The following is a 22,164-nucleotide window of genomic DNA, read 5'->3' on the forward strand; positions in this document are numbered from 1 at the left end:
TCCTCCTTGAATATTCTTAATGTGCCAGCGACTTGATCGCCGGATAGGCGGCCCGGTAGCGAGCGTAAGCGGTGCCATAGGCCTCTGAGAGAGCAGAGACCGGGTCTACGGTTTCTTCTGTCTTCGGTGCCGAGCAGACGGCGACGGGATCGGCGCCGGTCGCGGCGATCAGGCCGAGGCGCGCTGCACCGAAGGCGGCGCCGAAATCACCATCGGCCGGAATATCGACCGGTACGCCGAGCGAAGTGGCGATCGAAGACAGCCAATAGCGCGAGCGGGAACCGCCACCGATTGCCGTGACGCGGGAGATGGAGGTCCCGGCGGATTTCAGTGCTTCGAGGTTGTCGCGGATCGCAAAGGTTACGCCTTCCAGCACCGCCTGGGTCAGCACCGCCCGGCTGCTTTCATGTTCAAGACCGATGAAGGCGCCGCGGATAGCAGCATCATTATGCGGCGTCCGCTCACCCGAAAGATAAGGCAGGAACGTCACGCCGGTCGGCGCCTTCAAGCTGTCCCCGAGCTCCTGCGTCAGTTCGGCGGCCGTCTTGCCGGTGACATGCGCGTGCCAATTTAAGGCGTCGGTCGCCGACAGGATGACGCCCATCTGGTGCCAGGTCTTCGGCAGCGCGTGGCAGAAAGCGTGCACGGCGCTTTCTGGCTTCGGCAGATAGGCGGCGTTGGCGGCAAACAGCACGCCGGATGTGCCGAGCGAAACAAAGGCATGGCCTTCGGCAACCGTGCCCATGCCGCAGGCCGAAGCGGCATTGTCCCCTGCCCCGCCGGCGACGACGGCCTCACCGGCAATGCCCCAGGCCGAGGCAAGCTCGCGCCGCAGCGTGCCGCCTTGCTGCGTGCCTTCCACCAGAGACGGCATCTGCCGTTCGTCGAGATCCGTGGCTGCCAGCAGTTCGGGTGACCATTTGCGGCCACCCGTGTCAAGCCAGGACGTGCCGGCCGAATCCGACATTTCGGAAATATGTTCACCGGTCAGCCAGAGACGCAGATAATCCTTCGGCAGCAGAACCTTGGCAACCTTGGCAAAGATTTCTGGCTCGTTGTTCTTCACCCAGACGAGCTTTGGCGCTGTGAAACCCGGAAAGACGATATTGCCGGTCAGCTGACGGAAGATCGGATTGGCGTCGAGCGCGGCCGCTTCTGCGTAAGAGCGGGTATCGTTCCACAGAATGCAGGGGCGCAGCACCTTGTCATCGGCATCGAGCAGCGTCGCGCCATGCATCTGACCGGACAAGCCGATGCCCCTGACGGCGCCGAGCTCCTCAGGAAACTTCGCCTTCAGGCCGGCAACCGCTTCCTCGGTGGCGCGAATCCAGTGCGCCGGATCCTGTTCGGACCAGCCGGAATGCGGCCGCGAGACGTCGAGCGAGCCGCTCGCCGACCCGACGATCTTCTGATCGCCGTCGATCAGCATCGCCTTGACGCCTGACGTGCCGAGATCGAGACCAAGATACATGATGATTCCTTTCCTGCCGCCCTTCAGGGCAAATTGTCTTTCAAGAAAATGTCGATGCGGATGCGCTCCTGCGCCGTAATGACCGGCAGACCGTCGGCCTTTGCCTTCAACACCCGGATGGCGCTACGAACCTCATGACCGGCGTCCTGGTTGAGGACCGCATCGATAATGCCATCGGTCAGTGCGGCACGTGTCGGCGCCGTGAGCTCGTGGGCGATGACGAGCGGACGCCTGTCTGCTTCCCGGCTCTGCACGGCACGAATGAGGCCACGATTGCCGGCGCCGAGGCTGTAGATGCCGGAGATTTCGGGATGCCGCCTCAGCGCATCGGCAACCAGCATTTCGGCCAGTTCCGGATCGTCGCGGCCCTCCAGAACGGACAGAATTCGGACATCCGGAAAGGTGTCCTGAAGCACGGCCGAAAAGCCTTCCAGCCGTTCGCGATGGTCGCGCACCAGCATGGAACCGGCAAGCACGGCAACAGTCCCGGAACGCCCGGCGAGGAACCGGCCCATCAGGCTGGCGGCCGTTCGCCCTGCGGCAATATTGTCGATGCCGGCATAGTGGTCGCGGGCGGAGTCCGGCAGGTCGGAAACCAGCGTCACCATGGCAATCCCGGCTCCGGCAAGCCTTGCGACAGCATCGCGCACCTCCGGGGTATCGATGGCGACAAAGGCGATGCCGGCCGGCTTCTCCACAAGCACCGCCTCCAAAGCGCCCACCAAGGCAGAAGGATCGAAGGGCGGCACATCAACAACGCGGATGCCGGTTCGCTCCGCGCCCGAGCGGCCGATTGCGCCGCGCACCTCGTCAGCGAGACTGATCATGAAGGGATTGTCGTTCATCGGCAGGATGAACACGAAGGAATAGGTGCGGCTTTTGGCCAGATTCGCGGCGGCCACGTCGCGTACATAGCCCAGAGCCGAGATCGCACCCTCGACCCTCTCCCGGGTCACATGCCGAACGCCGGGCCGACCGTTGAGGACGCGGTCGACTGTGGCGAGGCTGACGCCTGCGCTGCGCGCTATGTCATGGACCGTCGGCTTCATGAACTCCTCCGCCGAACGTCGTAGTGCAATTTCTGAGGTACGTAAATCAAAAAATCTTGGAAGTGTAGCGGCCTACTGCCGAGCATTTGAATCGGCCCGTAAACCAGCCACAAAAGAAAAGGGCCGCCGCTTTCGCGACGACCCCTTCCGGCGGTGGATCTGGTATAAGGTCAGTGGCCGGCGCCGCCACCTCCGCCGCCCTGGGGGGCGGGCTTGTCGATCAGGAAGACGCCGAGGATCAGCGCGCTGAAGAGCACGGTCAGGATCAGGAAGACGTCGCTGAACGACATCACGACGGCCTGCTTGGTGGCCAGCTGCACCATCTGCCGCAGCGCACCGGTCGTGCCATCCAGGCCGTAGGCGTTGAGGTTGGCTGCCATATTGTTCAGTTGCTCGACGGCAGCGGCCTTGCCCCAGTCCATGCTTTCGCGCAGCCGCTCGTAATGTACGTCCTGCCGGTTGGTGAGCAGGGTGCTGATGATGGCCAATCCGACGGCGCCGCCGAGGTTGCGGGTCAGGTTGAAGAGACCGGAAGCTCCACGGATACGCGCCGGCGAAAGCGTTCCGAGCGCAATATTGTTGATCGGCACCATGCACATCATCAGGCCGAAACCGCGCAGGATTTGCGGCAGGAAGAGCTCGTAAAAGTCCCAGTCCTGAGTAATACCGGTCATCACATAGGTACCGGAAGCAAAGCTGATGAAGCCCAGGATCATCATCAGCCTGAGGTCCATTTTGGTCGACAGCTTGCCGGCGATCGGCGCCGTCACGAACATGGCAAGACCGGACACGAACATGGTCTCGCCGATCATCAGGCTGTCATAGCCGCGGATCCGGCTGAGATAGACGGGATAGATATAGGTCAGGCCATAAAGGCCTATCCCCATAACGAAGGAAAAGATCGACCCGAAGGCGAAATTTCGGTTGGTGAAGGCGGTCAGGTCGACCACCGGAAAGGCGACGGTCAAAGCCCTGTAGAAGAAGATCAGGCAGCCGACGGCCGAAGCGACGGCACCGATGACGATCATGTGGTCATTGAACCAATCGTTGGAATTACCCTCTTCAAGCACATATTCGAGGCCGCCGAGAAAGACGCCCATCGAGAGGAGGCCCCACCAGTCGAACTTCTTGAAGAGCGACAGTTCCGGCTTGTCGAAGTCGATGAAGTTCCAGGTGACGATGGTGACGACAATGCCCGGAATGATGTTGACGAGAAACAGCCAGTGCCAGGAAAAGGCGTTGGACAGATAGCCGCCGACGGTCGGGCCAATGGTCGGCGCCAGTGTGGCGATCAGGCCGATGATCGGCGACACGATAGCGCGCTTGGACGGCGGGAATATGGTGAAGGCGGCCGCAAAGACCGACGGGATCATGCCGCCGCCGATAAAGCCCTGGATCGCTCGGTAGACGATCATCTGGTCGATATTCGTTGCGGTGGCGCAGAGCGCGCTGGCTACGGTAAAACCCGCAGCCGAAAAGGCGAACAGGTAACGGGTCGAGACGATGCGCGCCAGCGTGCCCGACAGCGGGATCATGATGACCTCGGCGATCAGGTAGGAGGTCTGTACCCAGCCGATCTCATCACCGCCGGCAGAAAGGCCGGCCTGGATCTCGGACAGCGAGGCGGACACGATCTGGATGTCGAGGATCGACATGAACATGCCGAGCACCATCGCGAAGAAGGCGATCAGCTTCCTCGTATCCATGCTCTCCTCGACTTTCGGGGGAGCGCCGGGAATGGTTCCCGCTGTCGCTGCTGCACTTCCGGCCATCAGATCAACCTCCGCCCCGGCACGGGCCTACTTGCTCGGCGCCGTACGGGTATCCACGTCGACGACGACGCTCAGGCCGGCACGAAGGCGACCGCTGTCGAGCGCATCCTGGGGCAATGCAATACGCACAGGCACACGCTGGATGATCTTGGTGAAATTGCCGGTGGCATTTTCAGGCGGCAGCAGCGAGAAGACCGCCCCGGAGGCCGGCGAGATGCTTTCGACCGTACCCTGGATCGCATGGTCGTCGTAGGCGTCCACGTGCACCTTGACCTTGGAACCGAGAACCAGATGCTGGATCTGCGTTTCCTTGAAATTGGCGTCGATATAAAGCTGGCGCACCGGAACGATCGCCATCAGGCGCTGACCCGGCGAAACGAGATCCCCTTCCTGCACGGAACGATTGCCGACCAGCCCGTCATAAGGAGCCTTCAGAACTGTGAACGACAGGTCGCGTGCCGCCTTGTCGCGCTGCAGCTCGAGCGTGCGGACGGTTCCCTCCGCTTCCTTGCGCTGCGCCTGCAGGATGCTGATATTGGCTTCTGCCGCCGTGATATTGGCAAGGCCGCCCGCAAGGTTCGCCTTGGCTTGGTCAAGCGCCACATTGGCCGTGTCCAGGTCTGCTGTGGTGCCGACTGATTTTGCACTCAGTTCCGCCTGACGCTTCTGCGTCGTCTGCGCGCCGCGAACGGCCGCCTCGAGCGCTACCTGCTGCGCCTTCGCCTGCGCCAGACTGGCCCGTCCGCCTTCGATCTGGGCGTCGATCCGGTCGAGCGACAGCTTCTCTGTGGCAATCTGCGCTTCGGCCTGATCAAGTGCGTTCTGGTAATCGCCCTTGTCGAGCGTAGCAAGAACGTCGCCTGCCTTCACCTGCTGGTTGGCGACGACGTTGACCTTGGCAACATATCCCGTCACTTTAGGGGAAATAGTTGCGATATCGCCTTCGATATAGGCATCATCGGTGGAAACCATGAAGCGGCCTTCGGTCCACCACTGATAGCCATACCAGGCGCCGCCGGCGAGCAGAGCCAGAATAACGACAGGCAGAATGAAACCACGCTTCTTTTTTTTCGGCGCGGCCGCAGGTTCTGCAACGGGAGCGGCGGCTGCCGGCTGCTCGCTTGCAGGCTGTTCGCTTGCAGGCGCAGGCTTGCGAGCTTCGTTGTCGGCCGGAACAGCAGTTTCATTCTGTACTGCGCGCAGAGCGCCCGCATTCTGGGAAGCCGTCATTTTGGGAACCATCGTCAGAGGCATATCAATCGAACCACTCAGTTCGGTGGCATTGACATAGAAGCTTCCCCATCACATATCAAGAGCAGATCGAACCACTTGGTTCGAAAATATTCGAGTTGAGAACAGATGACTTCAAAAGCGTTAAAAACGGCAGCCGCAAAGGAGGTCGCCTCGTCTGCAGGACGGTTTGCAGCAGGCGAGGATCCTGCCAAGCGCGAGCAGATCATCGAGGGGGCCAAGCGCGTCTTCCTCAAACTTGGCTTTGACGCTGCCAGCATGAATGACATAACCCGTGAGGCAGGCGTCTCCAAAGGCACGATCTACGTTTATTTCCAAAACAAAGAAGACCTGTTCGCCGCCATGGTCGACAGAGAGCGGACCGTCTTCTTGAACGCAGTCCGCACGGCTCTCGACGGTACCGAAGACATCAAGACGGGCCTCTACGAGTTCGGGATCGCCTTTGTTACCCATATGACGGATGAGAAGGTCATCACTGCCATGCGTACCGTTCTCGGAGTTCGCGAGCGCATGCCAGTGCTGTGTCAGCGCTTCTTCAAAGGGCCGGAAAACCTGCGCACCGTGATGCGCAACTTTCTGGAGCGCCATGTGGTGGCCGGCGCCCTCTCAATCGACGATATCGATCTCGCTGCCGGCCAGTTTCTGGACCTTGCCAGCGGCAGCTTCTTCAAGCTTCGCCTGTTCGGCACTCTGGAAGCGACGCCGCCGCGCGAAGAAATGGACCGGGTCATCCACGGTGCCGTGCGGGTTTTCATGGCCGCCTATGGCAGACATGACGAATCCGTGACCAAAAAGCTGCCGGAACAAGCTTGAATCAGACTTAAGTCCCTACAACCTCCTCTTGTCTTCAGACGGCCAATCCTTACATCGGGCCGGCAATTGCGCCTTTTGATTGAATAGGGGAGTTTGAATGCAGGAAATAGCCGCGCTTATCACGGATCCGGCCGCTTGGGTGGCACTCGTCACGCTGGTCGTCATGGAGGTCGTGCTTGGCATCGACAACCTGATTTTCATCTCCATCCTCACCAACAAGCTGCCGCCCGAAAGCCGGGAAAAGGCGCGCAAGATCGGTATCGGCCTTGCTCTGGTCATGCGCCTCGGCCTGCTCGGCACGATTGCCTGGATCGTCCAGCTGACCAATCCGCTGTTCAACGCCTTTGGACACGACTTCTCCTGGAAAGACCTGATCCTGATCGCCGGCGGCGTTTTCCTCGTCTACAAGGCGACCAAGGAAATCCATCATTCCGTCGATGTCGATGACCATAAGGAAGATATGGTCGGCGCCGGCAAGGAAGTGCTGAAGATGAGCTTTGCCGCGGCGATCGGCCAGATCCTTCTCCTCGACCTCGTCTTCTCGATCGACAGCATCATCACTGCCGTTGGCATGACGCCGCATCTGCCGATCATGATTGTTGCGGTAGTCGCCGCCGTCACCGTCATGCTGGTTGCCGCCTCCCCGCTTGCCAACTTCATCGAGAAGAACCCGACCATTGTCATGCTGGCGCTCGCCTTCCTGCTGATGATCGGCGGCACGTTGATCGTGGAAGGTTTCGGCGTGCATGTGCCCAAGGGTTATATCTACGCCGCCATGGCCTTCTCCGCCGGCGTTGAGGCCCTCAACATGTTTTCCAGGACGGCGCGTAAGAAGAAAAAGGGCAGCGACCCGACGTTGCATTGATAACCCTACCGAAAAAGGCGCCTCCGGGCGCTTTTTTTTGCTGCATCCCCCTTGCTTGATAGGCGCGCTGTGCCTGCTTTGCGGAACTCGCACCGGCGGCGTCTTCGCGATCCCTAATGACTTGAGCTGCAGAAGCTTTCCTGATGGCTTTGGCAAATCCCGCCTTGGCGCTCTTTCGTCGCTCTTGATCATCCTGGCCAGCGTGCCAGTGCTCATGTGGGTCTGGCCTGTCCGTTAAGCACGCGGCCTAAATTTCTTGACGCTTGCGCCTGAATATGGCCTAAGCCTGCGAAAATCCACATTCCAGAAGCAGGCTTGGCGCCCGACTGATACCAATTTGAGCGCGCCTTAGATCGAGCAGTATCATGATCAATCCGACTCCGCGCGTCCGCATTGCCCCGTCGCCGACCGGCGAGCCGCATGTCGGCACTGCCTATATCGCGCTCTTCAACTACCTCTTTGCCAAGAAAAACGGTGGCGAATTCATCCTGCGCATCGAGGATACCGACGCGACCCGCTCGACGCTGGAATTCGAACAGAAGGTGCTGGACGCTCTCAAATGGACCGGCCTGACCTGGGCCGAGGGTCCGGATATCGGCGGCCCCTACGGTCCCTACCGCCAGTCGGACCGCAAGGACATGTACCAGCCCTATGCCCAGGACCTACTCGACAAGGGCCATGCCTTCCGATGCTTCTGTACGCCGCAGCGTCTGGAGGAAATGCGCGAAGGGCAGCGCGCGAGCGGCAAGCCGCCGAAATACGACGGTCTCTGCCTGAAGTACAGCGCCGAGGAAGTGACGGCGAAGATGGAAGCGGGCGAAAGCTCGGTCATCCGCATGAAGATACCGACCGAAGGCTCCTGCGATTTCCACGATGGCGTCTACGGTGACGTGTCGATCCCTTGGGATTCGGTCGACATGCAGGTGCTCATTAAGGGCGACGGCATGCCGACTTATCACATGGCCAACGTCATCGACGACCATCTGATGAAGATCACCCATGTGGCGCGCGGCGAGGAATGGCTGGCATCGGTGCCGAAGCACATCCTGCTCTACCGCTATTTCGAGTGGGAAGCGCCGGTTTTCATGCATCTGTCGCTGATGCGCAATGCCGACAAGTCCAAGCTGTCGAAGCGCAAGAACCCGACCTCGATCTCCTATTATTCAGCGCTCGGTTATCTGCCGGAAGCGCTGATGAACTTCCTCGGCCTGTTCTTCGTGCAGATCGCCGAAGGCGAGGAGCTGATGACGATGGAAGAGCTCATTGGCAAGTTCGACCCGGAAGCACTGTCCAAGGCCGGCGCCATCTTCGACCTGCAGAAGCTCGACTGGCTGAACGGCCGCTGGCTGCGCGAAAAGCTTTCGCCGGAAGAGTTTGTCGCCCGGACGCTCGAATGGGCGATGGAAAACGGCCGCCTGACCGAAGGCCTGAAACACTCCCAGAGCCGTGTCTCCAAGCTCGGCGACCTGCCGAACCTTGCCGGCTTCCTGCTGGCGGCCGATGTCGGCCTGACGCCGGCCTCGTTTGCCGGCTTGAAGACAACGCCTGCGGAGACGCTGGAAATCATCACCACGGTCCAGGCCGATATCGAGAAGATGATCGAGTGGAATGTCGAGGCTATCGACGCGGAACTGCGCAATGTGGCCGATAAACTCGCCAAGAAGCTGCGCGTCGTCACCCCGCCGCTCTTCATCGCCATGTCCGGCTCGTCGCGCTCCCTGCCGCTGTTCGACTCCATGGCCCTCCTCGGCCGCTCTGTCGTACGCCAGCGCTTGAAGATTGCAGCAGGCGTGGTGGCGTCCATGGTGGGCAGCGCGGCATAGCATTTCGATCGGCGGCCTGCATCGAGAGGCAGGGCTCACCGGAAACAATAGAACTTAAGCCTCTCCTCCGTCATCCCTGTGCTCGTCACAGGGATCCAGTCAGCCCAAGTCCTTGGGCTGGAAAAAAGCCTTTAACCGCGCAGACGCGCGGTGGCTAGATTCCTGTGACAAGCACAGGAATGACGAGAAGACGGAATCGACAGGAACCAGAACACCATGACCGACACGACGACGACCGAAACCGCCCTCTCCTCCGACGCCACACAGGTGCGCGCCCAGAAGCTCGCCATCCTGCGCGACAAGATCGGCGACGTTTATCCGGCGCATTTCCACCGCACCATGACTAATGCGGAACTCGCCGAGAAGTACAAGAACCTCGAGGCGGACGTCGAGACGACCGACATCGTCACCGTCGCCGGCCGGGTCTATTCCTCGCGCAATTCCGGCATGTTCATGGATATCCATGATGCATCCGGCAAGCTGCAGATCTTTTCCCACAAAGACACCACACCGCAGGAAGCCCGTGATCTTCTGCCGATGATCGATATCGGCGACATTATCGGCGTCACTGGCGTCGTGCGTCGCACCAAGCGCGGCGAGCTGACGATCAACGCCCAGTCGATCATCATGCTGACCAAGTCGCTGCTGCCCATGCCGGAAAAGTGGCATGGCTTGTCGGACGTCGAGTTGCGCTACCGCAAGCGCCATCTCGACATCATGACCAATGAGGAGTCGAAGCTCCGCTTCCAGCAGCGCTCGCGCATTGTTTCCGGCATCCGCCGCTTCATGGAAGACGACGGCTTCATGGAAGTCGAAACGCCGATGCTGCATTCGGTCTATGGCGGCGCCACGGCAGAACCCTTCAAGACGCATCACAACACGCTGAAGCTCGACATGTACCTGCGCATCGCGCCGGAACTGTTCTTGAAGCGCACCCTGGTTTCCGGCCTCACCGACAAGGTGTTCGAGATCAACCGCAACTTCCGCAACGAAGGCGTCTCGACCCGGCACAATCCCGAATTCACGATGATGGAATGCTACTGGGCCTATGCCGATTACGAGGACATTATGGACCTCGTCGAGCGGCTGTTCTCGCGCCTGGCGATGACCATTCACGGCAGGACCGAGTTCAAGTTCGGCGACAAGGAACTGTCCTTCAAGGGCCCGTTCAAGCGTGTGCCCATGCCCGACGCCGTGAGGGAAGCGACCGGCATCGACTTCCTTAGCCTCAAGACCGACGAGGAAGCCCGTGCGGCCGCCAAGGCCGCGGGCTTCGAGGTCGAAAAGGACTGGACCTGGGGCGAATGCCTAGCCTTCATCTTCGAAGAGAAGGTCGAGGCCACGCTGATTCAGCCCTCCCATGTCACTCATTTCCCGAAGGACATTTCGCCCTTCGCAAAGGAAGTGCCGGGCGAACCGCGCCTCGTCGAGCGTTTCGAGACCTATTGCAATGCCTGGGAACTGGGCAATGCCTTTTCCGAATTGAACGACCCGGAAGAACAGCGCAAGCGCATGGTCGAGCAACTCGAGCAGGCGCATGCCCGTGGTGAAAAGGACAAGCAACTCGACGACGAGTTCCTCGACGCTATCGACCAGGGCATGCCGCCGGCCGGCGGCCTCGGCATCGGCGTCGACCGGCTCGTCATGCTCTTGACCGACTCGCCGTCGATCCGCGACGTCATCCTCTTTCCGGCACGCCGCGCCAAGCAGGATTGACGCGTCCGGCTGGTATACAACCGGCGACCGGTACACCCCACGACCGATCACAAACGAACGGCCCGCAAGAGGATGGGGTCTGGGCGCTATTGATCGCTAGGTCGCAGCGATCTGCCTCTCTGCCTCAAGGCTTGGCAGCTTGCTGTGCCCGGAATTTCGCAAGCCATTCGGCGCCGGCGGCATCCGCATCCGTCGGGCCATCGCTGGCAACCGGTTTTCCATCGGCATGCGGCGTCTGGGTTGCCCCCTCATCGGACCGGATCACATCCGCATCGGTCGAGGAAGACCATCGTTTGCCGCCTTCCGCCGAGGTTCTCGGCTCCGGTGCAGGTTCGGCCGGTCCTGTAGAGGCAGAAGCCGAGGCCTTGTCATGCGACGCCTCCGGCTGTTCGCTTCCCCCGAAGATCATCGACTTCATCGAATCGAAGAAGCCCGCATCCGGGTTCGATGGTTCTGCCAAGGCCTTTTCGGGCGCGGATGCGGCCGAGACTACAGGCGCCTCAGGATGATCCTTGGAGGCAACCGGATGGTCCGCCGCGGTCGCATCATGACTTGCCGCCGGTGCGGAATGGGCGGCAGGGGCATCGGCCGCAGCGGCTGGATGGTCCTCGCCTTTGACCGCATGGCCTTCCGCTGCATGGCCTTCCGCTGCATGTCCGTCTGTGGCATTGGCTTCGGGTTTATGCCCTTCCGCGGGCGCCTCGTCCTTGGATCCGAAGATCATGCCGGTAATGGAGCTCAGGAACCCGCCGCTCTCCTTGGCGGCAACTTCTTCACCATGCGCATCGGCCGCGGCAGCATGCGCGTCGGCAGCCGGTGCTGCGCCATGTGCCGGTGCTTCGCCGTGTGCGGATGGCTCCCCGTGGCCGCTTGCTTCGCCGTGGGCCGAAGCGTCCCCATGGCCGCTCGACGCGCCATGGTCGCCGCCCTTCGGCTTGGTCTTCTTCGTGTCGCCGTGGCCGCTTGTTGCGCCGTGAGCTCCTTCCGGCGCTTCCACGACCGGATCGATGCAGTCGGCCTTGTCGGTAAGCTTGGCGGACAGCGCCTCGACGTCCTCGAGCGGCAGGTCGATCCGCATCCCGTAATACTCCCCCTTGGGGGTCGAAGATCCGTCAATGTAATAGGCGCTGTAGGTCTGGGCGGCGGCGCCTGGCGGCACCTTGGCAAGATCCGGGATATAGATCACCTGCGCGCCGATCATGCGTCCGCGCATTTCCGCTCGTCCGGTCGGACCCGCCTTGTCGAGCAGCGCCACCTGCACGAGGTCCGCCTTTTCCTTTTCCTGCACGGCGCGCGCCACGCGCAGGGCGGTGCGGATCCGCGCCATGCCGTCGCCCGGCTCATCGCTTACCACATATTTCCGGACCCAATGGCGGTGGTCCCGCTTGATCTGGATGGTCTGCAGCGCCGTGCATTCCAGGCCGTTGATTTCAAGATAGGACGGCCCGAGGATCTTGTCGGTGCCGACGAAGACCGCAGCCGCGCCGCTGCCGCCGCACAGGACGAGGACGCCGCCGATAATCAGGACGAACTTCTTCGGTAGCCGGATCTTCATCCGCCAAACTCCGGCATACGCCACTCCACTGGAACGCATTACAAGTCATGGAATAAGGATGCATATGCGCACGATCTCATTGAAGAAGCTTTAACCCGCATGCCCTCTTTGCAGCCCGGGAGCTCTTGAAACGGCAGGTTTTGAAACATGAATGCCCCTTCTGTTGCGAATGACTTGCAATAGCATTGACAGATGCGGCAAGCTGCCTAAATTAGATTGCGAATGACTTGCAACAGCAGCACCTATCGCCCATGATTTTTCGAAACTTGTTCTTCATTGCCGCCATGCTCCTGGCTTTTCCGACGCTCGCTGTGTCTCAGGAAAGGCCGAAGGTTGTCACCACTTTCACGGTCATCGCCGATATGGCGAAGAACGTCGCCGGCGATGCTGCGGATGTGGAAAGCATCACCAAGCCGGGCGCCGAGATCCATAACTATCAGCCGACGCCGCGCGATCTCCTGCGCGCCCGCGATGCGGATCTCGTGCTGCGCAATGGCCTCAACCTGGAAACCTGGTTCGAGCGTTTCCTGCGCAATCTCGGCGACATCCCGAACGTCACCGTCTCCGACGGCATCGTGCCGGTGTCGATCGCCGGCGGCGCCTATCAGGGCCGGCCGAACCCGCATGCCTGGATGTCGCCGGAAAATGCAATCATCTATGTCGAGAACATCCGCAAGGGCTTGACCCAGATCGATCCGTCCCATGCTGATCTCTATGCCGCCAATGCCAAGGCCTATGCGGACAGGATCCGCGCTCAGGTCAAGCCGATCCGCGATGCGCTGGCCAAGCTGCCGGAAGAGCACCGCTGGCTGGTGACGAGCGAAGGCGCCTTCTCCTATCTCGCCCGCGATTTCGGGCTGAAGGAGCTGTATCTCTGGCCCGTCAATGCCGACAGCCAAGGCACGCCCCAGCAGGTGCGCTCCGTGATCGACGCGATGCGCGAACACCAGGTCAAGGTGATCTTCAGCGAAAGCACTGTCTCCGACAAGCCGGCGAAACAGGTCGCGGCCGAAACCGGGGCGGCCTATGGCGGCATTCTCTACGTGGATTCTCTCAGCGACACGGATGGCGCTGTGCCGACCTATCTCGACCTGCTGCGCGTCACCACCGAAACCATTGCAAAGGGCCTGGCACAATGATGATGGGCAAGACGAAGCCGGCCCGCGCCGGCCTGGCGGTCGACAATGTCACGGTCGCCTACCGCAACGGCATGACCGCCTTGCGCCGTGCCAGCTTTACCGTGCCGAAGGGCACGATTACCGCGCTTGTCGGCGTCAACGGCGCCGGCAAATCGACGCTGTTCAAGGCGATCATGGGTTTCGTGCCATTGGCCGAGGGTTCGGTGGAAATTCTCGGGCTTCCGGCCCGCGAGGCGCTGAAGAAGAACCTCGTCGCCTATGTGCCGCAGTCGGAAGAGGTGGACTGGAACTTCCCCGTCCTCGTCGAGGACGTCGTGATGATGGGCCGTTACGGCCACATGAATTTCCTGCGCATCCCCTCGCGCCGCGACCATGACCTGGTCGATCAGGCGCTGCAGCGGGTGAACATGCAGGAATACCGCAAGCGGCAGATCGGCGAACTCTCCGGCGGCCAGAGAAAGCGCGTCTTTCTGGCCCGGGCACTGGCCCAGGAAGGCCAGGTCATCCTGCTCGACGAACCCTTCACTGGCGTCGACGTGACAACCGAGGAGCAGATCGTCGAACTGCTGCGGGCGCTGCGCGACGAGGGCCGCGTCATGCTGGTCTCCACCCACAATCTCGGCAGCGTGCCGGATTTTTGCGACCGCACCGTCTTCGTCAAGGGCACCGTGATCGCCTATGGCAAGACTGAGGACACGTTCAACGAGGCCAACCTCGAAAAGGCGTTTGGCGGCGTGCTGCGGCATTTCATCCTCAGCGGCACCGACCTGCATGACGACGACGATGCGCGCCACGTCAAGGTCATTACCGATGACGAGCGGCCTTATGTGACCTATGGCAACGGCAGCCGGAAGCCAAAGGAGACCCTGGATGCTCCAGACGCTTCTTGAACCCTTCACCTATAGCTACATGCTGAACGCCATCTGGGTCAGCGCGCTGGTGGGCGGCGTCTGTGGCTTCCTGTCCGCCTATCTGATGCTGAAGGGCTGGTCGCTGATCGGCGACGCGCTGTCCCATTCGATCGTTCCGGGCGTCGCCGGTGCCTATATGCTCGGCATGCCCTTTTCGATCGGCGCCTTTATTTCCGGCGGGCTTGCAGCCGGCGCCATGCTCTTCCTCAACCAGCGGACCCGGCTCAAGGAAGACGCCATCATCGGGCTGATCTTCACCTCCTTCTTCGGGCTTGGCCTGTTCATGGTGTCGCTGTCGCCGACATCGGTGGATATCCAGACCATCGTGCTCGGCAATATCCTCGCCATCTCCCCCGCTGATACGTTGCAGCTGGTCATCATCGGCGGCGTCAGCCTCCTCGTCCTGACGTTGAAATGGAAAGACCTCATGGTCGCCTTCTTCGACGAGAACCACGCCCGCAGCATCGGCCTCAAGCCGGATCTCTTGAAAGTGCTGTTCTTCACCCTGCTCGCCGCCTCGACCGTCGCCGCCCTGCAGACGGTCGGCGCCTTCCTTGTCGTCGCCATGGTGGTGACGCCGGGCGCTACCGCCTATCTTCTGACCGACCGGTTCCAGCGGGTCATCCTGATGGCCCTCGGCATCGGCGCCGGCACCAGTTTCCTTGGCGCCTATCTCAGCTATTTCCTCGATGGCGCCACCGGCGGCATCATCGTCGTGCTGCAGACGCTGCTATTCCTTTCCGCCTTCCTGTTTGCACCCAAGCACGGCATGCTGGCGGCGCGCCGCAGGCTGCGCCGGACTCTGGAGGAAGCCGCATGAGCAGCCTTCTGGATTTCCTGGATCTCGTCACCTTCCCCTTCCAGATCGATTTCATGCGCACTGCCTTCGCGGTGACGCTGATGATCGCCCTGCCCATGTCGATCCTGTCCTGCTTCCTGGTGCTGAAAGGCTGGTCGCTAATGGGTGACGCCGTCAGCCATGCGGTGCTGCCAGGGGTTGTCATCGCCTACATGCTGTCCATCCCGTTTGCGATCGGCGCCTTTGTTGCCGGCATGATTTGCGCCTTGGCAACCGGCTTCCTCAAGGAAAACAGCCGCATCAAGGAGGATACGGTGCTCGGCATCGTGTTCTCCGGCATGTTCGGCCTCGGACTTGTATTGTTCGTCAACGTCCAGGCGGACGTGCATCTCGACCACATTCTCTTCGGCGACATGCTGGGGATCGTGTCTTCGGATGTCATCGAAACCGGTTTGATCGCGCTGGTCTCGACGATTTTCCTCATCTTACTGCGCAAGGATCTGCTGGTGCATGCCTTTGACGAGCAGCATGCCAAGGCGATCGGGCTCCCCACTCGGCTCCTGCATTACGGCCTGCTCGCCGTCCTGTCGCTGACGGTGGTCGGCGCCTTGAAGGCTGTCGGCATCATCCTGTCGGTTGCCATGCTGGTAGCGCCGGGCGCGATCGCCTTTCTGCTGACGCGCCGCTTCACGACCATGATGTTGACAGCGGTCGCGATCGGACTCGGCGCTTCGATCACGGGCATCTATATCAGCTTCTTCCTCGACAGCGCCCCTGCCCCCACCATCGTGCTCCTGATGACCCTTCTCTTCATCATCGCCTTCATACGCACGATGATGAGCGGCCGCACGACTGTCGGCGCCAGCGAGACAACATCCAGCTGACAGGAAGCTGAGCAACGAAAGCCGCCGTCAGGGTGACAGCGGCTCTTGAATAGCTTGGAGCGATGAGTTGCTCAGGCAGCCCGACGCGACGATCGCGGTGCAGCTTCTGGCGCACCGGGTTCGCGGATCATGGTCCGGCGGTTCAGTTTGAAGTGGCCGACCAGTTCGGCCAGCTGGGCAGCACCATTTGCCAGTTCTCGGCTGATATGCGTTGTCTGGTCGACCATGGCAGCGTTCTGCTGGGTCATCCGGTCGATCTGCGAAACGGCGTTGTTGATCTCGGAAAGACCGACTGACTGTTCCGTCGCAGCCGTTGCCAGGGACTGCATATTGGTGTCGATCGAAGCGACGAACTTTTCGATCTCGTGAAGGGCAACGCCGGTTGCATCAACCAGCCGCACGCCCTCGGTGACTTCCCGGCCAGAATTCTCGATCAGTCCCTTGATTTCCTTTGCCGCCTTGGCAGAGCGTTGGGCCAGTTCGCGCACTTCCTGCGCGACAACCGCAAAGCCTTTGCCCGCCTCTCCGGCGCGCGCCGCTTCGACGCCCGCGTTCAGTGCCAGCAGGTTGGTCTGGAAAGCGATCTCGTCGATAACGCTGATGATCTTGTTGATCTCGGCCGAAGCGGATTCGATCCGCTGCATCGCCGTGATGGTTTCCTGCACGACCGATGACGACGTCGATGCCGATTGCAGCGCGTTCTTGACCAGCTTGCGGGTATCTTCCGTGTTGACCGTCGAAGAGCGCACGGTGGCGGTCACCTGCTCCAGGGCTGCGGAAGTCTGTTCCAGCGAGGCCGCTTGTTCCTTGGTGCGCATCGACAGCTGATCGGCCGCCTCGTGCATCTGCTGGCCATTGCCGTTCAGGCTGTTGGTCTGCTTGAGAACATTGACCAATGTTTCCTGGAAGGCGCCCAGCGACGCATTGAAGTCGCGACGCAGCGGCTCGAATTCCTCAACGAAAGGCTCGTCGATCGTTTGACGGATATTGCAATCCGAAAGACGTGCGAGGCCGGCGCCGAGTTCATTGACCACCTTGACGCGTTCCGTCACATCGGTCGCGAATTTCACGACCTTGAAGACATGGCCGTTGTCATCGACAATCGGATTGTAGGACGCCTGGATGTAGATCTTGCTGCCGTCCTTGGTCACGCGGGTGAACTGGTTGGCGGCGAAATGGCCAGCACCGAGATCCTTCCAGAAGGTCCTGTATTCCGCCGACTGCGCATAATCGCGCTCACAGAAAATGGCGTGATGCTTGCCGACGATCTCTTCCAGGCTATAGCCCAGCGCCTTCAGGAAATTCTCGTTGGCGGTGATGATCTCGCCGGAGGGTGTAAATTCGATGACTGCCTGGGCACGCGACAGCGCTTCCAGCTTGCCGCGGTTTTCCAGCGCTATCTTGCGCGCCGCCGTGATGTCGGTTGCCAGCTTGACGACCTTGTACGGCTTCTTGCCGCGCATGATCGGATTGTAAGAAGCCTCGATCCAGACCTCGCGGTTACCCTTGCCGAACCGCTTGTACTTGCCCTGGTCGAACTGGCCGGTGCCCAGACGCTTCCAAAAGGCCGAATATTCGGCAGATGCCGCATCGGCCGGGTCGACGAAAAGCCGGTGGTGCTTGCCGACGATTTCCTGCAGCGAATATCCCATGGCTTTGCAGAAGTTCTCGTTGGCGCTGAGAATAATGCCATCCAGGTTGAATTCGATGATAGCCTGCGACCGGTTTAAGGCTTCAAGCACTGCAGCATTAGACAACATGCGACCGAACGGCACAGCAACCATGATCAGCTCCAAGTTCCACGGAACTCAATGAGGAATAAGTGCTGCAAATTAAATCAAGGTGCTGAAATTTCAGTTAAAGTAAAACTTGATGAAGACCTGAACAGGCGGACTGTACGGCATCAGACAATCCAGCAAAAAGGCCCGCCTCGGCGGGCCTCTTCCAGTCGCCAGAGGACTTAAGCAGCAGCGAGCGTCAGTTCCTTCTTGATCATCGTGCGCAGGGCGACGAGATCCTTGGCAAACAGCCGGATACCGTCGGAAAGCTTTTCCGTCGCCATCTGGTCTTCATTCAGCATCCAGCGGAAGGCTTTTTCGTCGAGTGACTGCATCGGCTCGGCATTAAATGTCTCCGCCGAAAGCTTGCGCTCCAGCTTGCCGGTGTCCTTGTCGAGTTCGTCGAGCAGGGCCGGGCTGATCGTCAGTCGGTCGCAGCCTGCCAAGGCCTCGATCTCGCCGACATTGCGGAAGGAAGCACCCATGACGATCGTGCCGATGCCGTTCGCCTTGTAGTAATTATAGATCTCGCGGACGGAAACAACGCCTGGGTCGGTTTCAGCCGTATAGTCTTCGCCGGTCGATTTTTTGTACCAGTCAAGGATGCGCCCGACGAAAGGTGAGATCAGGAAGACCTTGGCCTCGGCGCAGGCAATCGCTTGGGCCTGGCTGAATAGCAGCGTCAAATTGCAATCGATGCCTTCCGTCTGCAGCACTTCCGCCGCACGAATGCCTTCCCAGGTGGAGGCGAGCTTGATCAGGATGCGATCCCGCTCAATGCCACGTTCCTTGTAGGCGGCAATGATCTGGTGGGCCTTGGCGATTGACCCCTGGGTGTCAAAGGAAAGATCAGCGTCAACTTCCGTGGAAACCCGGCCGGGCACGATCTCGGCCAATGCCGCGCCGACATCGACGGCCAACCTGTCGGCGACTGCTGCCACGACGCTATCATCCTGGCCACCCTGTTGACGGCCCCATGCGATAGCCGCCTTCACCTTGTCGGCAAAAATCGGCGTGCCGAGCGCCTTCAGCACGATGGTCGGGTTGGTCGTGCAATCCACCGGCTTCAGGCGGGTGACTGCTTCGATATCGCCCGTATCGGCGACAACGGTGGTCATGGAACGAAGTTGCTCTAGTTTCGACGTCATCGGCAATGTCCTCGCTGTGGATCTCTGACACCTTCGGCGCCGTTTCAGCTCCTTGGGCAATATGTAGATAACATCTCGCCAAGGTAAAGAAGTCAAGACATATGTCGTTCACAATTGACATATGTTCCATTGCAACCCTATCATGAAGTCACCAGCCTTCAGCTTGCGCCCGTTTCAGGAACCACCCTTGGCAAAGCTCAGACGAGAAACCCATACCTCCTATTCTGAAGCAGCGTCGCTGCGGCTGCGCGCCGCTTGGCTTTATTATAACCAGGGTCTGACGCAAAAGGACGTGGCCGAACGGCTGGGCATCAGCCGCTCCACCGTGATCCGGCTGCTGGACGAGGCGATGAAGCGGTCCGAGGTGCAGATCTGGATCAGCGAAGGGGTGGGCAGCTGCGTTGAACTGGCGACTGGGCTTGAAAAGGCTTACGGCCTGGACGAGGCTCTTGTCGTGCCAGCGCCGCGCGATGACAGTGCCGAAGCCTTGGCGACGGCTGTCGGCTTGGCGCTCGGCCAGTTTCTGTCTGAAGTGGTGCAGGATGGCATGACCATCGGCGTCGGCTGGGGCCGCACCATGACCGCCTCGCTTTCCGGCTTTCGGCCGCCGCGGCGGGAAAATTGCAAGGTCGTGTCGCTGCTGGGCGGCATCGTCGCCGTGCATCAGACCAATCCGATCGACTATACTTGGCGATTGGCAAGCCAGCTCGGCGCGGAATGCTACATGTTCCTCGCGCCGCTACTGGTCGACACGCTTGAAACAAAGCGGGCACTTGTCGAAAAATGCGGCCTGAAGACCATTTACGACCTGGCCGAGAACCTTGATCTGGCAGTGGTCAGCTGCGGCGATATTGGGCCGCATTCGACCTCTCTTTCGGAAGGCTTCATATCGAAGGCCGAGCTCGACCGCCTGATCGCCGCCGGTTGCGTGTGTGATACCATGTTCAACTTCCTCGACGAGGATGGCCGGTCCGTCGACCACGCGCTGAACGAGCGGGTCATGTGCGTCGACCTCGACACGCTGAAGCAGGCCCAGCATATCGTGCTTTCGTCAGGCGGCGCCCATCGTGCCGTGGCGATCCGTGCGACAATCCGGCGCATCGGCTGCAACACGCTGATCACCGACGAGACCGCGGCCCGCGAACTGTTGCGTCTGGCAGCTGATGAAGAGACCAGCGCCCTTCCTGCCAAGGCCTGACTTTCCCCTTAGCATCGCGAGTATCAAGAAGAGCGGTTACGTTCAGCATGTATTCAGTTGAAAATTCCTAAACACAAATTGCCACTGGCAATAATGCCGGCATATTTTCTGGGGAGGTTTGGTCATGGCTAAATATACAATGATTCTGGCGGCAGGTATTTTGGCCGCAAGTGCTATCGCAGCCGGCGCGCAAACCACGGGCGACTGGGTTCTCGGCAACTATAAGGGCGCTGGCTATTGGTTTCCGGGCGTCATCGACAGAGTGCAGGGAAACCAGGTCACCATCCGCTACGACGACGGCGACAAGGAAACGGTCGCGCTGCGCGACGTCCGTCCCTACAACTGGTCGATCGGCATGAAGGTGGAATGCAATTTCAAGGGCCAGGGCGAATGGTACCGCGGCACCATCTCATCCCTCGCTGGCGAGAGGATCGGCATTGCCTATGACGATGGCGACAAGGAGACCACCAAAACCGGCCGCTGCCGCTCCAGGTAATCGGCAAGCAACAGGTTTTGACGCTGTGTGTTTTCCGGGAGCGCCTTGTTTCAAGCCGCTCCCGATTCCCAGCCGAGGATCGCCCGCTTGCGAGTCAGCCCCCAATGATAGCCGGTGAGCGCGCCGCTCTTGCCGACGGCCCGGTGGCAGGGAACGACGAAGGAGATGGGGTTTGCGCCGATCGCAGCCCCCACGGCCCGGCTGGCGCTGGGCTGGCCGATGTCGCGGGCGACGTCGGAATAGGTGACGGCCTTGCCGAACGGGATCTTGAGGAGGCTCTGCCAGACGCGCACCTGGAAATCGGTGCCGATCATCACCAGTTGCAGCGGCCGGTCCGCCGCCCATTGCGAGCGCTCGAAGATGCGGCTGACATAAGGGGCCGTCAACGGGCCGTCCTCCACATAGGCGGCATTGGGCCAGCGCCGCGTCATGTCCTCCAATGCTGCACTTTCTCCGCCGAGATCGGCAAAGGCTAGGCCGGCAAGGCCACGGTCGGTGGCCATCACCAGGGCGATGCCGAAGGGCGACGGGTGGAAGCCGTAGCGGATCGTGAGCCCGCCGCCGCGGGCCTTCCATTCGCCGGGCGACATCGCCTCATGGGTCACGAAGAGATCATGCAGCCGGCCGGGCCCCGAAAGACCAAGCTCATACGACGCTTCCAGGAGCGGCAGCCCCTCGTGTCCGAGCAGCCGCTTTGCATGATCAAGCGTCACCGCCTGCAGGAAAGCTTTCGGGGACAGCCCGGCCCAGCGGGTAAATAGTTTTTGCAATTGGGTCGGCGATTGGCCGAGTTCGGCAGCGATCATGTCGAGCGAAGGCTGCTGGCGGTAATCGAGTGTGATCATCTCGATGACGCGGCGCACGGTCTCATAATCGGAGCCTTGCGGCGTCACATCCACGGCGGGTTCGGCGATCTTGGCAAGCGCATTCATGGCGTCTCTCCTTTCGCTCATCAATGCACCCTTGCCGACATCCGGGCCACCCGTTTCTTGTGCGCTCAGATCCGCCGTTTCACCGTTGCAAGCGCGCCCCGAAATGCCTTGGCAAAGCTTTCGCGATCGTCAGGATTGAGAAAGGAGCCGATATCGGTAAACCGCCCCTCGCCCGTCACATACATGCCGGTAATGCCGAATTCCTCGTGACGCCTGACCCGGAACCGCGCCCAGAACGGATTGAAGCGATGCTCGACCATGCGGCCTGCGGCGGAAAACTTGCGAATCGACAGACCAGTTCGGCTCACCGTCACCTCCTCGCGGGCGCGGGCGGAGCGGTAGCTCATCTTCAGCGCGATGTAGAGCCCGAGGAAATCCAGCCCGAAGAACACCCCGACGGGATAGGCACCGGTCGCCAGAAAGAAGGCACCGTAGAGCAGGCAGACACCGCCGCAGATCACCAGCACGACGCGAAAGCCAGTCTTGCCAAGCGAGCGGTAAGGCGTCAGTTCGGCCGTGAATACGGGCCGGTCGTCGGAAAGGTCCACGTTGCTTTCCTTCCTT

19 protein-coding genes are annotated in these 22,164 nt (G+C 60.7%); 10 read left to right on the plus strand and 9 right to left on the minus strand.

The genetic code is table 11. The features are described 5' to 3' along the window. Positions 1-16: 16 nt before the first annotated feature. The 4 genes from xylB to E2F50_RS05105 form a co-directional block, all read right to left on the minus strand. Complete coding sequence (gene xylB / locus E2F50_RS05090; RefSeq protein WP_133314937.1) at positions 17-1,471, minus strand: xylulokinase; 1,455 nt, start codon at positions 1,469-1,471, stop codon at positions 17-19. Between the two features lie 23 nt (positions 1,472-1,494). Beyond that, the gene (locus E2F50_RS05095; RefSeq protein WP_133314938.1) at positions 1,495-2,520 is read right to left on the minus strand and encodes a LacI family DNA-binding transcriptional regulator; all 1,026 of its coding nucleotides are present in this window, start codon (positions 2,518-2,520) and stop codon (positions 1,495-1,497) included. A gap of 170 nt (positions 2,521-2,690) precedes the next feature. Continuing rightward, positions 2,691-4,292 (minus strand): DHA2 family efflux MFS transporter permease subunit, encoded by a 1,602-nt coding sequence (locus E2F50_RS05100; protein WP_133314939.1) that lies wholly within the window; start codon positions 4,290-4,292, stop codon positions 2,691-2,693. 27 nt (positions 4,293-4,319) lie between these two features. Continuing rightward, entirely contained in the window at positions 4,320-5,522 is a 1,203-nt protein-coding gene (locus E2F50_RS05105; protein ID WP_133314940.1) for an HlyD family secretion protein, read from the minus strand. Between the two features lie 129 nt (positions 5,523-5,651). Between E2F50_RS05105 and E2F50_RS05110 the strand changes: the two genes are divergently transcribed. From E2F50_RS05110 to lysS, 4 genes are all read left to right on the plus strand, one after another. Then, positions 5,652-6,356, plus strand: a complete 705-nt coding sequence (locus E2F50_RS05110) for a TetR/AcrR family transcriptional regulator (protein ID WP_133314941.1) — start codon at positions 5,652-5,654, stop codon at positions 6,354-6,356. A 97-nt stretch (positions 6,357-6,453) separates the two neighbouring features. Continuing rightward, a complete protein-coding gene (locus E2F50_RS05115; RefSeq protein WP_133314942.1) occupies positions 6,454-7,221 on the plus strand; it encodes a TerC family protein in 768 nt (255 codons plus the stop codon). 365 nt (positions 7,222-7,586) lie between these two features. Beyond that, entirely contained in the window at positions 7,587-9,044 is a 1,458-nt protein-coding gene (gltX, locus tag E2F50_RS05120) for a glutamate--tRNA ligase (RefSeq protein ID WP_133314943.1), read from the plus strand. A gap of 216 nt (positions 9,045-9,260) precedes the next feature. After that, positions 9,261-10,760: a lysine--tRNA ligase gene (gene lysS, locus E2F50_RS05125; protein WP_133314944.1), complete on the plus strand. Its 1,500-nt coding sequence runs from the start codon at positions 9,261-9,263 to the stop codon at positions 10,758-10,760. A gap of 124 nt (positions 10,761-10,884) precedes the next feature. On the opposite strand, the gene E2F50_RS05130 is transcribed toward lysS, so the two are convergent. Then, positions 10,885-12,315 (minus strand): hypothetical protein, encoded by a 1,431-nt coding sequence (locus tag E2F50_RS05130; RefSeq protein ID WP_133314945.1) that lies wholly within the window; start codon positions 12,313-12,315, stop codon positions 10,885-10,887. A gap of 251 nt (positions 12,316-12,566) precedes the next feature. Here E2F50_RS05130 and E2F50_RS05135 point away from each other — a divergent pair, with 251 nt between their 5' ends. The 4 genes from E2F50_RS05135 to E2F50_RS05150 are packed head-to-tail and all read left to right on the plus strand — an operon-like array spanning position 12,567 to position 16,048. After that, on the plus strand, positions 12,567-13,454 hold the full coding sequence (locus E2F50_RS05135; protein ID WP_133314946.1) for a metal ABC transporter substrate-binding protein: 888 nt from the start codon (positions 12,567-12,569) through the stop codon (positions 13,452-13,454). Continuing rightward, entirely contained in the window at positions 13,451-14,344 is an 894-nt protein-coding gene (locus tag E2F50_RS05140; protein WP_161973997.1) for a manganese/iron ABC transporter ATP-binding protein, read from the plus strand. The genes E2F50_RS05135 and E2F50_RS05140 overlap by 4 nt, the downstream gene beginning before the upstream one ends. Continuing rightward, on the plus strand, positions 14,325-15,185 hold the full coding sequence (locus E2F50_RS05145) for a metal ABC transporter permease (RefSeq protein ID WP_133314947.1): 861 nt from the start codon (positions 14,325-14,327) through the stop codon (positions 15,183-15,185). The genes E2F50_RS05140 and E2F50_RS05145 overlap by 20 nt, the downstream gene beginning before the upstream one ends. Beyond that, complete coding sequence (locus tag E2F50_RS05150; RefSeq protein ID WP_133314948.1) at positions 15,182-16,048, plus strand: metal ABC transporter permease; 867 nt, start codon at positions 15,182-15,184, stop codon at positions 16,046-16,048. Before E2F50_RS05145 ends, E2F50_RS05150 begins: the two co-directional genes overlap by 4 nt. Before the next feature lie 71 nt (positions 16,049-16,119). On the opposite strand, the gene E2F50_RS05155 is transcribed toward E2F50_RS05150, so the two are convergent. Then, positions 16,120-17,832 (minus strand): methyl-accepting chemotaxis protein, encoded by a 1,713-nt coding sequence (locus E2F50_RS05155; protein WP_133314949.1) that lies wholly within the window; start codon positions 17,830-17,832, stop codon positions 16,120-16,122. Between the two features lie 176 nt (positions 17,833-18,008). After that, positions 18,009-18,974 carry a transaldolase gene (gene tal / locus E2F50_RS05160; RefSeq protein ID WP_133314950.1) on the minus strand — a complete coding sequence of 322 codons (966 nt, stop codon included), beginning with the start codon at positions 18,972-18,974 and terminating at the stop codon, positions 18,009-18,011. 187 nt (positions 18,975-19,161) lie between these two features. On the opposite strand from tal, the gene E2F50_RS05165 reads away from it, so the two are divergent. Next, positions 19,162-20,172 carry a sugar-binding transcriptional regulator gene (locus E2F50_RS05165; RefSeq protein ID WP_133314951.1) on the plus strand — a complete coding sequence of 337 codons (1,011 nt, stop codon included), beginning with the start codon at positions 19,162-19,164 and terminating at the stop codon, positions 20,170-20,172. Positions 20,173-20,296: 124 nt separating this feature from the next. Then, positions 20,297-20,668 (plus strand): tudor domain-containing protein, encoded by a 372-nt coding sequence (locus E2F50_RS05170; protein WP_133314952.1) that lies wholly within the window; start codon positions 20,297-20,299, stop codon positions 20,666-20,668. 50 nt (positions 20,669-20,718) lie between these two features. Here E2F50_RS05170 and E2F50_RS05175 read toward each other — a convergent pair whose 3' ends face one another. Both E2F50_RS05175 and E2F50_RS05180 read right to left on the minus strand, forming a co-directional pair. After that, a complete protein-coding gene (locus E2F50_RS05175; protein ID WP_133314953.1) occupies positions 20,719-21,600 on the minus strand; it encodes a methylated-DNA--[protein]-cysteine S-methyltransferase in 882 nt (293 codons plus the stop codon). Positions 21,601-21,665: 65 nt separating this feature from the next. Beyond that, positions 21,666-22,148, minus strand: coding sequence for a DUF2244 domain-containing protein (locus E2F50_RS05180; protein WP_133314954.1), 483 nt, complete (start codon positions 22,146-22,148; stop codon positions 21,666-21,668). Positions 22,149-22,164 lie beyond the last annotated feature (16 nt).

This window comes from Rhizobium deserti (genome assembly GCF_004358025.1).
GTDB lineage: Bacteria > Pseudomonadota > Alphaproteobacteria > Rhizobiales > Rhizobiaceae > Neorhizobium > Neorhizobium deserti.

Bases quoted from the DNA above. Each gene is read 5' to 3' on its own strand.
- xylB (WP_133314937.1), bottom strand. From the start codon at position 1,471: ATGTATCTTGGTCTCGATCTCGGCACGTCAGGCGTCAAGGCGATGCTG.
- E2F50_RS05095 (WP_133314938.1), bottom strand. From the start codon at position 2,520: ATGAAGCCGACGGTCCATGACATAGCGCGCAGCGCAGGCGTCAGCCTC.
- E2F50_RS05100 (WP_133314939.1), bottom strand. From the start codon at position 4,292: ATGGCCGGAAGTGCAGCAGCGACAGCGGGAACCATTCCCGGCGCTCCC.
- E2F50_RS05105 (WP_133314940.1), bottom strand. From the start codon at position 5,522: ATGACGGCTTCCCAGAATGCGGGCGCTCTGCGCGCAGTACAGAATGAA.
- E2F50_RS05110 (WP_133314941.1), top strand. From the start codon at position 5,652: ATGACTTCAAAAGCGTTAAAAACGGCAGCCGCAAAGGAGGTCGCCTCG.
- E2F50_RS05115 (WP_133314942.1), top strand. From the start codon at position 6,454: ATGCAGGAAATAGCCGCGCTTATCACGGATCCGGCCGCTTGGGTGGCA.
- gltX (WP_133314943.1), top strand. From the start codon at position 7,587: ATGATCAATCCGACTCCGCGCGTCCGCATTGCCCCGTCGCCGACCGGC.
- lysS (WP_133314944.1), top strand. From the start codon at position 9,261: ATGACCGACACGACGACGACCGAAACCGCCCTCTCCTCCGACGCCACA.
- E2F50_RS05130 (WP_133314945.1), bottom strand. From the start codon at position 12,315: ATGAAGATCCGGCTACCGAAGAAGTTCGTCCTGATTATCGGCGGCGTC.
- E2F50_RS05135 (WP_133314946.1), top strand. From the start codon at position 12,567: ATGATTTTTCGAAACTTGTTCTTCATTGCCGCCATGCTCCTGGCTTTT.
- E2F50_RS05140 (WP_161973997.1), top strand. From the start codon at position 13,451: ATGATGATGGGCAAGACGAAGCCGGCCCGCGCCGGCCTGGCGGTCGAC.
- E2F50_RS05145 (WP_133314947.1), top strand. From the start codon at position 14,325: ATGCTCCAGACGCTTCTTGAACCCTTCACCTATAGCTACATGCTGAAC.
- E2F50_RS05150 (WP_133314948.1), top strand. From the start codon at position 15,182: ATGAGCAGCCTTCTGGATTTCCTGGATCTCGTCACCTTCCCCTTCCAG.
- E2F50_RS05155 (WP_133314949.1), bottom strand. From the start codon at position 17,832: ATGGTTGCTGTGCCGTTCGGTCGCATGTTGTCTAATGCTGCAGTGCTT.
- tal (WP_133314950.1), bottom strand. From the start codon at position 18,974: ATGACGTCGAAACTAGAGCAACTTCGTTCCATGACCACCGTTGTCGCC.
- E2F50_RS05170 (WP_133314952.1), top strand. From the start codon at position 20,297: ATGGCTAAATATACAATGATTCTGGCGGCAGGTATTTTGGCCGCAAGT.
- E2F50_RS05175 (WP_133314953.1), bottom strand. From the start codon at position 21,600: ATGAATGCGCTTGCCAAGATCGCCGAACCCGCCGTGGATGTGACGCCG.